Genomic DNA, 13,516 nt, shown 5'->3' with positions numbered 1-13,516 from the left:
TTCTGTCCTAAATTTGAATTAATACTATTTATTTTTGTTTTTCAGTTCTAACAGAATAGGCGTTATATTCAATAAAATCGATAGGATGGTTAACATCCACAACGCGCCTGCCATTATCGGAACCACATCTAGTAAAGCAGACCAATCTTCCGCCTCTACCCAGCTCGACACCATACTATAATCCGCGACCACAGTTAACGCTGTAAAAGATAAGCCCATGGCCATCGCCAATTTATAATCTTTGCCTGTTGCATACATAGCAAGATTTATACAAGTTGCTGTTATTGCGATAACGCCTAGTAGAAACCACATAGCTATCCCTCCATTTACGCGAAACATGATTAGTAAGTAAGACAGAATGAGCAGGCAATTAGTTTCTTAATACAAATGGAAATTTACTTGAATATGCAGTCTTGAAAAAACTTGAAAAAATAAGTTCCTTTTTTAGTTCTCCTCTCCATATTCTGAATCCTCCTACGTCATATAAAAAAGAGGGGATGGATTGCAGATGTGGATGCAAAAACTCACTTGCTTGCTTCCATAACTGCAAAGTAATTATGTTCACTGTCCGCAAAGTTGAATACTCTGCCAGTAGGCATTTCCACTATTTTTCCGGTAGTAACGCCTTGATTTGTTAAGTCGGTATATAATTTATCGAGATTTCCGGTTGAGAACATTAAAGAGGGTGTACCTAGATTTAGTTCCGGAGACATCTTAGCAATTCCTTTTTTATCGTGTAAAATAATACTTGTCTCTGAGTCCTTCGATGGAGCAATTTCGATCCATCTCATGCCATGAGTAGTTTCTTCCGCAATAATACTGAAGCCTACTTTTTTTGTCCAAAAACGTATTGCTTTATCTTGATCGTTTACATAAAGCATAATTTGACCGATTTTGTTAATCATTAAGGTTTCTCCTCCTTCTTTTTTTAAGTTTACCCATTTTAGTTATCAATTGATAAGTATTTCAATGAACCTAGGCGACCAGTAGTAAATACCGTTTTTGTTAGGTGGAAAAGCAAGGGAATTAGGAAATGCATAGGAAAAGTGAAACGACTCTAGGCAAAGATAAAAGTTAAAAGAATGTGCAACATAATGGGATGCGTTTATAGGAACTATACGATAAAGCTATGAAAAAGAAGATTATGATGGAACTGGCGCGCTGGGGTTCAGTATAATCGTCTAGTCTGAAAGGAAATGAAAAATGAGTATAGAAGTCATTGTACAAAATGAACAGGAAGCAATCCAAGCAGAAAAAATGGGAGCAGCTAGACTAGAACTTGTCTCCTCCATCGATGAGGGAGGGTTAACACCGAGCTTTGAAACCATCAAGCAAGTGTTGAACAGTGTGACGGTACCGGTTCAAGTAATGATACGTCCTCACAGTCGAGATTTTTTTTATAGCGATTCAGAAATGAACACAATCATCGAAGATGTCAAAAATGTGTTGAATTTGGGTGGTCACGGAATTGTATTTGGAGCTTTAACAAAGGATTACGCAATAGATGAACAAGCACTAGAAAAAGTCATTGCGGTGTCTGATCAGCTCGATATCACATTCCACCGCGCTTTTGATGAAATTGACGATCAGCTGTATGCATATAGGGCATTAGCGAACTACAAAAAACAAGTGAAACGAATTTTAACATCTGGTGGTCATGTGGATTGTTTGAGAGGCAAGAACCAGTTAAGAAAGTTAGTCGAGTTATCAAAAGAGATGGAAGGCCCGTCTATTCTGTGTGGTGGGGGATTAACGCCGACGAATATAGAAGAAATCCATCAAACTGTGAGGGCTAGCGAGTATCATTTGGGGAGCGGCGTCCGAAAAAATGGTTCTTATGCAGAAGGGTTTGACAAAGAAGTAATGCAGCAAGTCACAGAAATGAAGGCTTAGCACAGAACATCCACCAGAAGAACGGATGAAAAAAGGATAGATCCGAAGATAAGGGCCAATATCCAGGAGTTTACGGATGATTTTGCTGTAAGTATAAGGTCTTTGCAAGCGTTTCTCATCAATGACCCTAGCGAGCAGTTAAAGCTCTGCTTCCTTACTTCTTCGGAAGCACCACAAGCTAAATTAAAAAATGTAGAAAGCCGTAGTCAAAAACAACCATGTTTTGACTACGGCTTTCTACATTTTTATCGCAATTTATAGCTATCCCAAATGTTAGTGGCAATACAGTTCTGTGACTTTTTCTTTGAGTAAGGGCTTCGAAAGTCGCATATCAATAAAATAGGGCAGCTGCCATTGCTGTGTTTTTATCGCTTGTTTGCTAGTGGGATGATCCCAGCTTGGGTAGACCCGCATGGCCATTTTTCCTTTGGTGACACTAGATTTAAGAATGGCCTGTTTAAGAAGAACTTTTTTCGGAAAGACAAATTGACCAAAATCATGGCCGTTTTTAAATACGGTTACCACCAATAAATCCGGTGCTTCGTCGTACAAGTAAGGTTGGTTTTCATTGTTTTCGTCTTTTTCCCAAAAAGCGACAAACTGCCCTGTTTTTTTGGGTGTGACATTCGCTACGCGGAATCGAATGGTTCTAGAGGATAGTTGAAATGTACCTGCACCATACATCGCGTTTTGTTTTTCTTCTTGAATCGACGTTACCACCAAATTATAGGGTTTATACAGTGTGTTAGTTAAATAGGTTAATGCTGTATAAAAATCATTCATGCTACAACTCCTGAAATTCATAGTGATAAAAATAGAAAATGGCTGATATTGTTCTCCCGCCAATTTCTTACACTTATTTCGATTTGTTTTTACCAAGTTTCTCATTGCCATGTTTGAAGTTGCCAGTAATTTTAGCCAATAATAATTGTACTTCTGTAATATTGTTTTCAACTTTACTGATTTTAGCTATGAGACGCTCAGCTTCTTTGTCTCTTATCATTTTAATTTGTTTCCCTTCAAAGAAAATGGCTACCGTTCCTTTTTTCCTTACTTCAAAGGCAAAAGGTTCTTCGCTCAATCTCTTTCGCTTGTCTATTTCACCCACTATCCTACCTCCCTTCCACTTTCATCTAGCTCATTTGTTGCAGAGTACCCTTTCCTGAATCTCACGTTGAGTAATCTCGGACGATTATACCTCTGAATTAAATAGAAGTGAATATGAATAAAAAATAAAGAATGAAACAAATAAAAGCCATTAGTAAATACGCACTTGGGTTAACTACTAGACAAAGAAAATCCAATACAGCAGTAGTTAGGTGCCCAAATTCAGCATAATAGGTTTGCATAATTAGTGTATGTAGATAGTCGGAGGTTAGCTTGGTTTTTAAGTTTTTAAGCGTGATATTCATCGTCGGCAATTTATCTTGCCGTTTTTTAATTCGGATTGATTTTGTTTTGGAAAGTTTCTTTAGGCAATATGTGACGCTGTAGTTGAGTATCACCCAAAATGAGGATCATCTAGATGGTAACTGACAAATGTTCACCCCCTAATTAAACTTCAGCATATTTTACTAGAAGGATGACCCGTTTGGTTAAGGCGCGTGGTGCTGACTTACTTCTGAGGCATAGTAAACGTCACTGCAGCATCAGGACTTTCTTCGATTTTCGCAAATAGTTCACTAAGAATTTCGATGGCTCTTTCATTGGATTCATATTTCCCAATCGTTTTATTCCATTGATCTAAAAAGCTGTTTTCGACAAAACCTTGAATGTATTTTCCTTTTACCGAAACATCTTTTACATTCATCAGGCTCTGTTTGTTTTGTGAAAGTATCCATAACATAAAACTCATCCTTTCCAGGTAAATTCTAAACAGCTGCTAATTGCGTCGAGCACATTTTCTTTTAACCAATAACCATGTCCGATTTTGGGATATGGAATGACATCAGTCCGCATTCATAGATTACGCCTTATAAAAATTGCTGAATAAAAAACGGTAAAATATGTACGATACAAAGGCTGAGTAAAAACCAACGCACTATTATTAAATGAAATTTCACTCTAGTCCTTCACTAAAATAATCCCTTATATCTTTTGGTAACTCTTCTACTGCTAAAATTTTTAATTTTCGTGTTCCAGGAGAAGTCGTAATGACATAAGTTTTTTCGTCATACGCAAACAACGTCATTTGGCTTATGCTGTTTGCAATCGACTTTTCACTTTTAATGTAATCAAAGTCTTCTTTCTTAAAATTATCTTCATAGCCTGCCAAATTTAAGTTTTGTGTTTGTTCGAAATCATTTGCAAAAGCAATAGCTTGATATAATTCAAGTGAGTTTCTCGGTTTACTAAAATATAAAGAATAAATTAAAACACCATTTACTATCAAAATCAAAGTTGTGAGTATTATTAATGTGCGTTTCTTTATAAACATTAGCCACTCTCCTTAAAAAAATTCTCAACAACTGCACTCGTTACTTGAATACAAGCATGAACTATAATTTATTGTGGTTATATCTTTGTATTGCAGTTACAACAAGGGCAATCAAGAAAGCAACAACACTATTTAGTAGTAAATAGTATCCTACTTGCAAGCCGTAAAATAATGCGAAAGCATCACGGATAACTAAAAGTGCGATTAAGCCACCGATTGCTCCAAACAAAACCGTTAATAAAAATAGGATAAAAGCAGCATCGTATAAATTTTCCCTCTTTTTATAGAAGATAAATCCCATAAGGTTTGCACCAACAATAAAAAATCCCATAAGGATTAAGAAAAAACCGCTCATTAGAGTCTCCTTTGTCTGAAACAGCCTACTAAAAATACAGTAAGTATAAATTTAGCGTGTTCCAATAAGAATAACGAACATCATCATTTCCGAAAATTAATGCTTGGTATTCAGTAGACGTCAAATACCTTTGGAACCACTCATATCTCTAGAGATACTTAGTATTTTTCTCATAATCGTACAGACTCATCGCCCATTCGATAAATGCAGTGACAAGAGAAAATACATCTCAATAGGACTAATTTCCAGTATCTCTAAAATCCTATTCATCAATCGTGCTGATTCAACAAAATATGAATCAGCACGATTTCTAAGCGCCTAAGGGTAAATGCAAAATCAACCTAGGTTTCCGCATCTAAACGTTGCTTGATACAGCGAGGGAACAAATACGCTGACAGGGCTCGCCGGTTGATTCCGATTAGCGTGGATTTTGAGACGTTATTACTTTATACGAACGAGTTTATGGTTTCGTTTCACTTTTTCATTATTTCGTTTGAAACGGTTAAAGAACGTATGTTGCAACTGTTAGTAATAGGAGGGAATCGAGTCGTTTTCTTCACAAGAAAATGCGATCGTTTCTGTAGAAACAGTATGTATTTCTTTAACAGAATGAGTGAGGAGTCTTTCGTGTGAAGGTATCTCTTTATGAAGTTATGGAGTTTTTATTTGGGGTATTAGAAGATTTACTAAGAAATTTTTACTAAAAGATCGAAAAAATCATGTGGGCTTTGGTAGTTTTTTCTCATATCATTTATCTTCATAGACACCACTACAGACTCACAGAAAGGTATGCAACTAGCAGCGATAGAAGAGTCTGAAGAACAGGCTAAAGTAGATGAAGAGGTTGCCATTGCAAAATAGAAAGAAGCTAAGTTAGGAGAGCTTCGATTAGCTGAAGAAAAAGAAAGAATAGCTACTCAGAAAAAAGCTGAGCAAGTAGCAGCTACTGAAAACTTAGTACTTGAACAACAAGCTGCACAAGAGGTTGCTGCTAGTATTTGGGTCGCTTCAGGAAACTTCAGTAATTGCACAGAACTTCGAACTGGTTATCCATGAGGAGTTCGGAAGGGCCATGCTGCCTACCAATCGAAAATGATCGTGATAAAGATGATTTCGCTTGTGAAGCATAAAAATTTACAAAAAAATAAGCTCCTCAGCCTTTTTAAAAGTTGAGGAGCTTATTAATTTATAAACCAATTCAGAAATTCAAATCTACCTAATTAAAAAATTCAACCACTCATCAGTGATATCAAGTGTCGTTCTGCTGAAATTTATTGATGTTTTCTCCAGTCATTAAAAAGTTACTCTAGAACTTCAAACTCGAAATACTCTCCGACTTCAGAAGAGCAACCGCTCAAGCGGTAGATTCTACCGGTTTCGCTCGTTTCACTTTCTAGATGTTCACAAGTTCCACTTTCTAATCCCGTATTTGAATCACCAAATTTATCCCGAGAGTTGTCATACGTATATGTAATAGTTTGACCATTATAGTCTAGTGTATTAAAAATTGGATCGCCTTCTGTAGTTCTTTGGACAATGCGTATTTTATCTTCTTGTCCACTTTCAAGATTTCTGATAAACGTTTCAAACTTCTCCGAATTAGTTGTTATTTCCTTTTGCTCGAGCACGATATCGCTATCCTTAACAGGGTTACATGCACTTAAAAAAATGGTCAGTAAAATTAAAAGGAACCTTTTTTTCAATACCTTAACCTCCTGAAGCAAGGACAATTTTCACGTAAGCTAGAAAATCACTCACCTACCATCCCGTCGTTATCGTTATCACGCATATGTGGGTACAACCAATGATCGCTCATAATTGGCATGCTAAATCCGGCTGCTTCGGCTTCTTTGATCGTCACTTGTCCGTTGCCATTGGTATCCACGCTAGAAACATCCTCATTTGTAGTAGCGCTGCTTGCACTAGCTGAATCTTTCGGCTCGCTATCTGTTAAACCGAGTGATGCGTTTACTTTATCAGGGTTCACATTATCAAACGTATCAACAATTTCGTTGCCCATTAATGTGTAGGTGTATTGATAACTCGAAGGGATCTGAGTTTCTGTATCTGTATAGGTAATAATGGCTTCAAAATCTGTAGCACCACCGGCATCGCGGATGGCATCTTCCATATACGCTTGATCCCCATGACGGTTGAGCGTACTTTCTTGCGGCGTAATATTATAAGCATTCGATACCCCGCCAAGTGAATCGGCAAGGACATGCCCTTCATCTAATAGATCACTTTCCACACCCGGCACCTTTGCCTCGTCCGAATAGTACCTGCCAGTCGATAAGACAGGTTCACTGTCGTCATCCTGCAAAACGATTTCGTCTGCTACAACACGTTCCAATTGTCCGTATTCGTTTGTAAATGCCCAATAGTCACGATCGCCAAAGCCAATGTTCACGGCGACGTTAGGTTCACGAGAGCCCGACAAATCCCCGCCATCGACTTCAAGTAGTTCGTATCCTGCTAAAAGGTCATCACTTGTTTTTGTTGGTGTTTTTTCAACAGCTTGCTCTTCAACAGCTGGTATGACAGGTTCTTCTTTTTCGCGATTATCATTTGTTTCATCTGCAGGTACTTCCTGTGCCTCTGTGTCTGTAATGGCTGTTTCTTCTACATCGGTACAGCCGACTAGAAAGACAGATAGCAAAAGGATCATTAAGTGGTTCCATTTCATTTTAAAAACTCCTCTAATTGTTTCATGCTAATCAAAAATCTCATGATTTAACAGTGATTAATATTTTTTCCTAATATTAGTATATTATAAAAGCAACTTTATTACAGGAATACTTTCGAAAAGAGCAACTTGAATCGAATTGTATAATAACAAAAATACACTGGATTTAGAGTTGTAGTAAATTGGAAACAAGGGACTGCGTGGTATGTTTTTCTTTGGAGGTTCAGTAGCAAGACTTCGATGGGGAACTTAAATAACAATTACAAGTACTGTGATTTTTAGAGCAGAGAAATACGAAGTATATGTTAAAATAATGTAAATAAATACTATTGAAGAGGAGACCATCCATGCCCATCCACAACAAATTAGTACGCGACAGGATACCCGAAGTTATCACTAAAAAAGGTAAACAATTTTCAACACGTATTTTACTGAAAGAAGAGTACGAAGTAGAAGTAAAAAAGAAACTCAGCGAAGAACTTGATGAATATAATGAAGCGAATACGAACGAAGAAGCTATTGAAGAGCTGGCTGACATCCTCGAACTACTCCACGCAGCAATAAAGGTTCAAGGTTCTTCTTTTGACGAATTAGAAAAAGTGCGCAAGGCGAAAGCTGAGAAACGTGGTGGTTTTGAAAAGCGGATCTTTTTAATCGAGGTAGAAGATGACTAAGCTGGAACTGGTTACTTCTCAGCTTGTTTCACATTTAGAGAGATTATCAAATGAAGCAGTTGAAATTCAATGGATTACAGCTTTCGCTATGAAGTCTGGCGTGAAAAAGATCATTCCTTTCTTGCAGAAAGCTGCAGAAAGAGGCGTACCGATTAAACTACTGGTAGGCGATTATTTATTTGTCACACAGCCAGATGCACTGCAATTACTGCTTGAAGAGTTGTCTTCTGCTGAAATTCGAATTTGGAAGAGTGGTGGAACTTCTTTTCATCCCAAATCTTATTTGTTTCGAGGAACAGAAACGTCCCATTTAGTAATAGGATCTTCTAATTTATCAGCTACTGCTTTAACCAATGGAGTTGAATGGAATTTAATTGCGCCAACGTCTGTTGATGCAGAAGTTTTTGAGGAAGCGACAACTCAATTTTTGAAATATTTTTATGCCGAGCAAACGGTGTCTTTAAACAAAGAGACGCTGGCAGAGTATCGGTTCTTACATACAGCAGCAAATACAAAACGACCCATCAGTCCGGTGTGGTCAGAAGCAGAAGAAGTTGAAATGACAGTCGGTCCGATTCTCCCACAACAACCCGAAGTGGCGGAAACTCAAGAAGCTTACGGTGCATCCGTTTCTCCAAGACCTGCACAACAAGAAGCGCTCGATGCTTTGGATAATGTGCTAGCCGAAGATTACAACCGGGCAATGGTCGTATTAGCAACCGGATTAGGTAAAACGTATTTGGCCGCTTTTTTTGCGGATCAATTTAAACGGGTGTTGTTTGTTGCTCACCGAGAAGAAATTCTGATGCAAGCCCAGCAATCCTTCAAGCATGTTCATCCCGATAGGACGAACGCGTTTTATAATGCTTTAGAGAAAAAAACGGACGCAGATTTTATTTTTGCTTCTATTTATACATTAGGAAGTCAGTATCATTTAGATCGGTTTGAAAAGGATACGTTTGATTTAGTTGTCATCGATGAATTTCATCATGCAGCGGCACCAACTTACGAACGATTACTAAATCATTTCGAACCTAAATTCTTGCTAGGCATTACCGCAACACCTGATCGTATGGACAATAAAGATGTCTATGCCTTATGCGATGGAAACGTCGCGATATCGATTCATTTTTTAGATGCTATTGAGCGTAATTGGCTTTCTCCGTTCCGCTATTATGGAGTGTATGATGCTAGCGATTACTCAGCTATTCCATGGAGAGGAACGCGCTACGATGAACAGGAATTGCTTCAGTTACAGTTACGTGATAGTTTTGCGCAAAAGATCTACGAAAAATGGAATCGTCACAAACAGACGAGAACCATTGTCTTTTGCTCTTCTGTTAAACAAGCTGTCTATATGAATGACTTCTTCCAACGAAAAAGTGTGCGTTCTATCGCACTTCACGGAGAGTCTCATCCAAAAGAGCGAAAAACAGCCCGTTCCAAATTAGAAACGGGAGAACTTGAAGTTGTTTTCACGGTAGACCTATTTAATGAAGGAGTCGATATTCCAAAAGTAGATACACTGTTGTTTATTCGACCGACAGAATCACTAGCTGTTTATACGCAGCAAATTGGGCGAGGTCTGCGAATTGCAGAAGGAAAGTCACATTGTGTCATTATTGATTTTATCGGCAATTATCGGAATGCGGATTTGAAATTGGCTATTTTTGATCCAAAAGACAATAGGACAAAAAATAACCCTATTGCGCCACTTATACCTACTTTGTGTGAGTTCAACTTGGACTTGCAAGTAATCAACTTGCTTGAAGAAATGCGCAGAAAAAGAGCGCCTCGTAAAGACTTGTTAGTTACGGCTTACCATGAGTTGAAAAAAGAAGCAGGAAGACGTCCCACTTATCTTGAATTTCATCTTCATGCAAACACGGACTCCAAAATAGTCAAGCAAGAGTTTGGTAGTTATTTCGGAATGCTTGCTTATGCCAATGAATTAACGACTGAAGAACAACAAGTATGGCTGGCATACAAGAGTTGGTTTTTAGAAGTTGAACAAACAGCAATGTCCAAAAGCTATAAGCTGGTCGTTTTAAGTTATATGCTGTCAAAAGGCACAGAAAGCTGGCTAGACTCAACAACTCCAAAAGAAGTAGCACCTTTTTTTCACAGCTATTTAACGGAAAGGGACTACCGTATGAATATCGACTGGAGCGGTGCACAAGGAAAAAGATTACGTATATATGACGAGAAGAAAACGGTTGATTTGATTTCGCAGATGCCAATGACGAAATGGAGCGAAAGTGATAAAAATGACGTGGTTTCTTTTGAAAATGGTGTTTTTAAATTCAAGTTGCATCCATCTAATGCCGAAAGAGCGCCTTTGTACAACTGGACTCAAGAAATAACGGCGTACAGACTGCATGCTTATTTCGAACGAAAATCAATACTTTCAGCAAAAAACTAATTCCATCTATTTGAAGATTGACACTACTTAGATGGAATGATCGGTCAGGTTGCAGTGAATGTGTGAATAAGTTTCTGAAAGTCTCATTTCACCTCATCAACTGCTCGACTCCTGCAGAAAGAGAGTGCTGGAACGAAAAGCAATTAAGAACGCAGCTCTCTCTCTCTCTATTCGTTCCCAGAAAAAACAAAGTAAAAAATACTTGATTAAAAATAAGAAAGCGTTCGCCTGATGCGATTTCTCCACATTTTATCTATGGCTATTACCCTACGAACAGGTTATTATAAAACCAACTGCTGCAAGTCAAATGCCAGTAGATTGACCTGCATAAGAGCTAGTCATCCATCAAATTTATAAAAAAATTACTAAGGGGGCTATCAAGTGGCTTATCAACTAGGAACAAACTTTAAGCTGTTTACATTGAATTCGAATCCAGAATTGACCCAAGAAATTGCGGATTTACTTGGCTGTGAGATGGGTAAAAGCGCGATTACCCATTTTAGCGATGGGGAAGTTCAAATTCATATTCAAGAAAGCGTCCGAGGTGCAGATGTTTACGTCGTTCAGTCGACATCTCAACCGGGTAGCGAACACGTTATGGAACTGTTGATCATGATTGATGCCTTAAAACGAGCATCTGTAAAAACCATTAATGTGGTCATTCCGTATTACGGCTATGCCCGTCAAGACCGTAAAGCCAGTTCGCGTGAGCCGATTACGGCGAAACTTGTTGCGAATATGCTGGAAAAAGCAGGCGCAACGCACGTCATCACTATGGATTTGCATGCGCCTCAAATTCAAGGATTTTTCAACATCCCAGTAGATCAATTGTTAGGTGGCAAAATCTTAGAAAAGCATTTTTTGGACAAAGGATTAACAGATGCCATAGTCGTCGCTCCCGACAACGGAGGACTTGGACGTGCGCGTAAATTGGCAAGTCATTTAGACGTGCCAATCGGCTTTATCGACAAACGTCGGATGCACCCAGATGAGCCCGAAACGGTGAACATTGTCGGAGACATTAAAGGCAAAAACGTCATCATCATTGTCGACATTATCGATACGGCTACGACGATTTCCTTAGCTGCTAATGTGCTTGTGGAAAACGGGGCAAAAGCGGTTTATGCTTGCTGTACGCACGCTGTGTTATCTGGCCAAGCCGTTCAACGAATCCAGGACTCAGCGATTACAGAGCTTGTCGTGACGAATACGATTTACTTGCCTGAAGAAAAACGTACTTCGAAGATCAACATCCTGTCAGTCGCTCCTTTATTAGCAGAAGCGATTGAGCACGTTCACAACGAAAAACCCGTAACGCCTTTGTTTGAATAAAGACAAGAAAAAGCTCCAGTAAAACACCGCAGAAATAATTTTCTGCGGTGTTTTTTTATGGAAACTGAATTTTGCCTAATTTGACGCAACTCTCTTGATACGTTATCTTTAAAAATGCGTAAACAATAAAACGAAAAGGAGAACGATATGAAAAAAGTCACAAAAGTATTTTACATTACCATCTCACTCGTCGTAGTTGCTGTGCTGATTGCTGCATTAATGCCAGTTGCGTACGAACAAGCGACAAACTCGATTACTTCCGTACTGAGTACTGTATTCGGCTGGTATTATATGCTGATCATGACCGTCATCTTATTTGTTGTTGGATTCCTCATTATTAGCCCCTACGGCAATATCCGCTTAGGTAAACCTAATGACCGTCCTGAATTCGCTCGAGCCACTTGGGTAGCGATGCTCTTTTCGGCAGGATTGGGAATTGGCCTCGTCTTTTACGGCTCTTATGAACCGCTGTCTCATTACGCCATTCAACCGGCAACGGCAGATCCTGAAACGGAAGCTGCTTTTAAAGAATCCATGCAACGAACTTTTTTCCATTACGGCTTTAATGCCTGGGCTATGTATGGAATCGTCGCGTTGGCCCTTGCTTTTTTCCAATTCCGCAAAGGTGAACGGGGCTTGATTTCCAGCACCTTGAAACCATTATTCGGTAAGAAAATGGAAGGTGGTTGGGGAACGCTCATTGACGTGATTGCGATTTTCGCAACCGTGTTTGGCGTAGCCAGCTCACTTGGGTTTGGTGCCGTCCAGATTAACGGGGGACTCACGTATTTGTTCGGTCTTCCCAATAACAACTGGAGTCAACTGATTATTATTGCGATTATTACCGTGTTGTTTATTATTTCGGCATGGTCTGGACTCTCAAAAGGGATTAAGTACTTGTCCAATATCAATATGGTGTTAGCACTCGTCTTGCTTTTACTCGTCGTCGTTTTAGGACCGACCTTACTCATTTTTAATGTCTTTACGCAATCCTTTGGTGCCTATATCCAAAATCTAATTCCACTCAGCACCAATACAGAAGCGTTTAATAGCGGCAATCGAGAATGGCTAGACGCTTGGTCGATCTTTTACTGGGCATGGTGGATTTCTTGGTCACCATTCGTAAGTATGTTTATCGCCCGTGTTTCTAGAGGCAGAACAATCCGCGAATTTTTAATCTTTGTGGTACTTCTGCCGACGGTATTGTGTGCGATTTGGTTTTCTACGTTTGGTGCAACAGCAATCGACATCCAGCAAAAAGGCGTTGTTGATTTGACGACCAGCGCTGTAGAAACAACGTTATTCACGATGTTCAATGAAATGCCATTTGGTTTTGGTTTGTCCATCATCGCCATTATGTTGCTGTTGACGTTCTTTATCTCGTCTGCTGACTCTGCGACATTCGTTCTTGGCATGCAGTCGACAGGTGGCTCGTTGACGCCTGACAATAGCGTTAAAATTGTATGGGGCGTTCTGCAATCAGCTATCGCGGCAATTCTTTTGTCGGCTGGGGGACTAGCAGCCATTCAAAATACGATTATCATTGCCGCTCTGCCATTTTCTCTGGTCATGGTGCTCATGGTATTCGCACTGTTAAAAGCATTAAAAGCAGAGTTAAAGGTAATCGAAAGCAAAAAGAAAACAGTTTAATCGGGAGTAGAAATAATTACACAAAAAGCCTCCAAGTATTCCTTTAGTGGAATGCTTGGAGGCTTTT

The 13,516-nt window shown here is 39.1% G+C and carries 15 protein-coding genes; 5 read left to right on the top strand and 10 right to left on the bottom strand.

What is annotated here, in order from left to right; genetic code table 11:
• Nucleotides 1–24: 24 nt before the first annotated feature.
• On the bottom strand, nt 25–312 hold the full coding sequence (locus AJGP001_RS16180; protein ID WP_071152804.1) for a hypothetical protein: 288 nt from the start codon (nt 310–312) through the stop codon (nt 25–27).
• Between the two features lie 212 nt (nt 313–524).
• Nucleotides 525–905 (bottom strand): VOC family protein, encoded by a 381-nt coding sequence (locus tag AJGP001_RS16175; RefSeq protein WP_071152803.1) that lies wholly within the window; start codon nt 903–905, stop codon nt 525–527.
• A gap of 298 nt (nt 906–1,203) precedes the next feature.
• On the opposite strand from AJGP001_RS16175, the gene AJGP001_RS16170 reads away from it, so the two are divergent.
• Nucleotides 1,204–1,893, top strand: a complete 690-nt coding sequence (locus AJGP001_RS16170; RefSeq protein WP_071152802.1) for a copper homeostasis protein CutC — start codon at nt 1,204–1,206, stop codon at nt 1,891–1,893.
• A gap of 273 nt (nt 1,894–2,166) precedes the next feature.
• Here the strand turns inward: AJGP001_RS16170 and AJGP001_RS16165 are convergent, their stop codons facing one another.
• From AJGP001_RS16165 to AJGP001_RS16135, 8 genes are all read right to left on the bottom strand, one after another.
• Nucleotides 2,167–2,676 (bottom strand): MepB family protein, encoded by a 510-nt coding sequence (locus AJGP001_RS16165; protein WP_071152801.1) that lies wholly within the window; start codon nt 2,674–2,676, stop codon nt 2,167–2,169.
• A gap of 73 nt (nt 2,677–2,749) precedes the next feature.
• The gene (locus tag AJGP001_RS16160) at nt 2,750–3,001 is read right to left on the bottom strand and encodes a hypothetical protein (RefSeq protein WP_071152800.1); all 252 of its coding nucleotides are present in this window, start codon (nt 2,999–3,001) and stop codon (nt 2,750–2,752) included.
• A gap of 97 nt (nt 3,002–3,098) precedes the next feature.
• Nucleotides 3,099–3,398: a glycosyl-4,4'-diaponeurosporenoate acyltransferase CrtO family protein gene (locus AJGP001_RS17800; RefSeq protein ID WP_369678709.1), complete on the bottom strand. Its 300-nt coding sequence runs from the start codon at nt 3,396–3,398 to the stop codon at nt 3,099–3,101.
• A 110-nt stretch (nt 3,399–3,508) separates the two neighbouring features.
• A complete protein-coding gene (locus AJGP001_RS16155) occupies nt 3,509–3,739 on the bottom strand; it encodes a hypothetical protein (RefSeq protein WP_071152799.1) in 231 nt (76 codons plus the stop codon).
• Between the two features lie 213 nt (nt 3,740–3,952).
• Complete coding sequence (locus AJGP001_RS16150) at nt 3,953–4,330, bottom strand: hypothetical protein (RefSeq protein WP_071152798.1); 378 nt, start codon at nt 4,328–4,330, stop codon at nt 3,953–3,955.
• A gap of 61 nt (nt 4,331–4,391) precedes the next feature.
• Nucleotides 4,392–4,685, bottom strand: coding sequence for a 3-isopropylmalate dehydrogenase (locus AJGP001_RS16145; RefSeq protein ID WP_071152797.1), 294 nt, complete (start codon nt 4,683–4,685; stop codon nt 4,392–4,394).
• Between the two features lie 1,301 nt (nt 4,686–5,986).
• Nucleotides 5,987–6,388, bottom strand: a complete 402-nt coding sequence (locus tag AJGP001_RS16140; protein WP_071152796.1) for a DUF4362 domain-containing protein — start codon at nt 6,386–6,388, stop codon at nt 5,987–5,989.
• A gap of 47 nt (nt 6,389–6,435) precedes the next feature.
• Nucleotides 6,436–7,371 (bottom strand): DNA/RNA non-specific endonuclease, encoded by a 936-nt coding sequence (locus AJGP001_RS16135; RefSeq protein ID WP_078080771.1) that lies wholly within the window; start codon nt 7,369–7,371, stop codon nt 6,436–6,438.
• A gap of 347 nt (nt 7,372–7,718) precedes the next feature.
• On the opposite strand from AJGP001_RS16135, the gene AJGP001_RS16130 reads away from it, so the two are divergent.
• The 4 genes from AJGP001_RS16130 (at nt 7,719) to AJGP001_RS16115 (ending at nt 13,449) form a co-directional block, all read left to right on the top strand.
• Nucleotides 7,719–8,045 carry a nucleoside triphosphate pyrophosphohydrolase gene (locus tag AJGP001_RS16130; protein WP_071152795.1) on the top strand — a complete coding sequence of 109 codons (327 nt, stop codon included), beginning with the start codon at nt 7,719–7,721 and terminating at the stop codon, nt 8,043–8,045.
• Nucleotides 8,038–10,467 carry a DEAD/DEAH box helicase family protein gene (locus AJGP001_RS16125; protein WP_071152794.1) on the top strand — a complete coding sequence of 810 codons (2,430 nt, stop codon included), beginning with the start codon at nt 8,038–8,040 and terminating at the stop codon, nt 10,465–10,467. The genes AJGP001_RS16130 and AJGP001_RS16125 overlap by 8 nt, the downstream gene beginning before the upstream one ends.
• A 381-nt stretch (nt 10,468–10,848) precedes the next feature.
• Nucleotides 10,849–11,799: a ribose-phosphate diphosphokinase gene (locus AJGP001_RS16120; protein ID WP_071152793.1), complete on the top strand. Its 951-nt coding sequence runs from the start codon at nt 10,849–10,851 to the stop codon at nt 11,797–11,799.
• A gap of 147 nt (nt 11,800–11,946) precedes the next feature.
• The gene (locus AJGP001_RS16115; RefSeq protein WP_078080770.1) at nt 11,947–13,449 is read left to right on the top strand and encodes a BCCT family transporter; all 1,503 of its coding nucleotides are present in this window, start codon (nt 11,947–11,949) and stop codon (nt 13,447–13,449) included.
• Nucleotides 13,450–13,516: the final 67 nt, after the last annotated feature.

Origin of the sequence: Planococcus faecalis (genome assembly GCF_002009235.1) — a bacterium.
GTDB classification, from domain to species: domain Bacteria; phylum Bacillota; class Bacilli; order Bacillales_A; family Planococcaceae; genus Planococcus; species Planococcus kocurii.
Note: the sequence above shows the minus strand (reverse complement) of the source record. Positions and strands in the feature narration are given on the sequence as shown.

Excerpts from the sequence above, each read along its gene's own strand:
- AJGP001_RS16135 (WP_078080771.1), bottom strand. The coding sequence starts at position 7,371 with ATGAAATGGAACCACTTAATGATCCTTTTGCTATCTGTCTTTCTAGTC.
- AJGP001_RS16145 (WP_071152797.1), bottom strand. The coding sequence starts at position 4,685 with ATGAGCGGTTTTTTCTTAATCCTTATGGGATTTTTTATTGTTGGTGCA.
- AJGP001_RS16170 (WP_071152802.1), top strand. The coding sequence starts at position 1,204 with ATGAGTATAGAAGTCATTGTACAAAATGAACAGGAAGCAATCCAAGCA.
- AJGP001_RS16175 (WP_071152803.1), bottom strand. The coding sequence starts at position 905 with ATGATTAACAAAATCGGTCAAATTATGCTTTATGTAAACGATCAAGAT.
- AJGP001_RS16130 (WP_071152795.1), top strand. The coding sequence starts at position 7,719 with ATGCCCATCCACAACAAATTAGTACGCGACAGGATACCCGAAGTTATC.
- AJGP001_RS16165 (WP_071152801.1), bottom strand. The coding sequence starts at position 2,676 with ATGAATGATTTTTATACAGCATTAACCTATTTAACTAACACACTGTAT.
- AJGP001_RS16150 (WP_071152798.1), bottom strand. The coding sequence starts at position 4,330 with ATGTTTATAAAGAAACGCACATTAATAATACTCACAACTTTGATTTTG.
- AJGP001_RS16155 (WP_071152799.1), bottom strand. The coding sequence starts at position 3,739 with ATGTTATGGATACTTTCACAAAACAAACAGAGCCTGATGAATGTAAAA.
- AJGP001_RS16115 (WP_078080770.1), top strand. The coding sequence starts at position 11,947 with ATGAAAAAAGTCACAAAAGTATTTTACATTACCATCTCACTCGTCGTA.
- AJGP001_RS16125 (WP_071152794.1), top strand. The coding sequence starts at position 8,038 with ATGACTAAGCTGGAACTGGTTACTTCTCAGCTTGTTTCACATTTAGAG.
- AJGP001_RS16180 (WP_071152804.1), bottom strand. The coding sequence starts at position 312 with ATGTGGTTTCTACTAGGCGTTATCGCAATAACAGCAACTTGTATAAAT.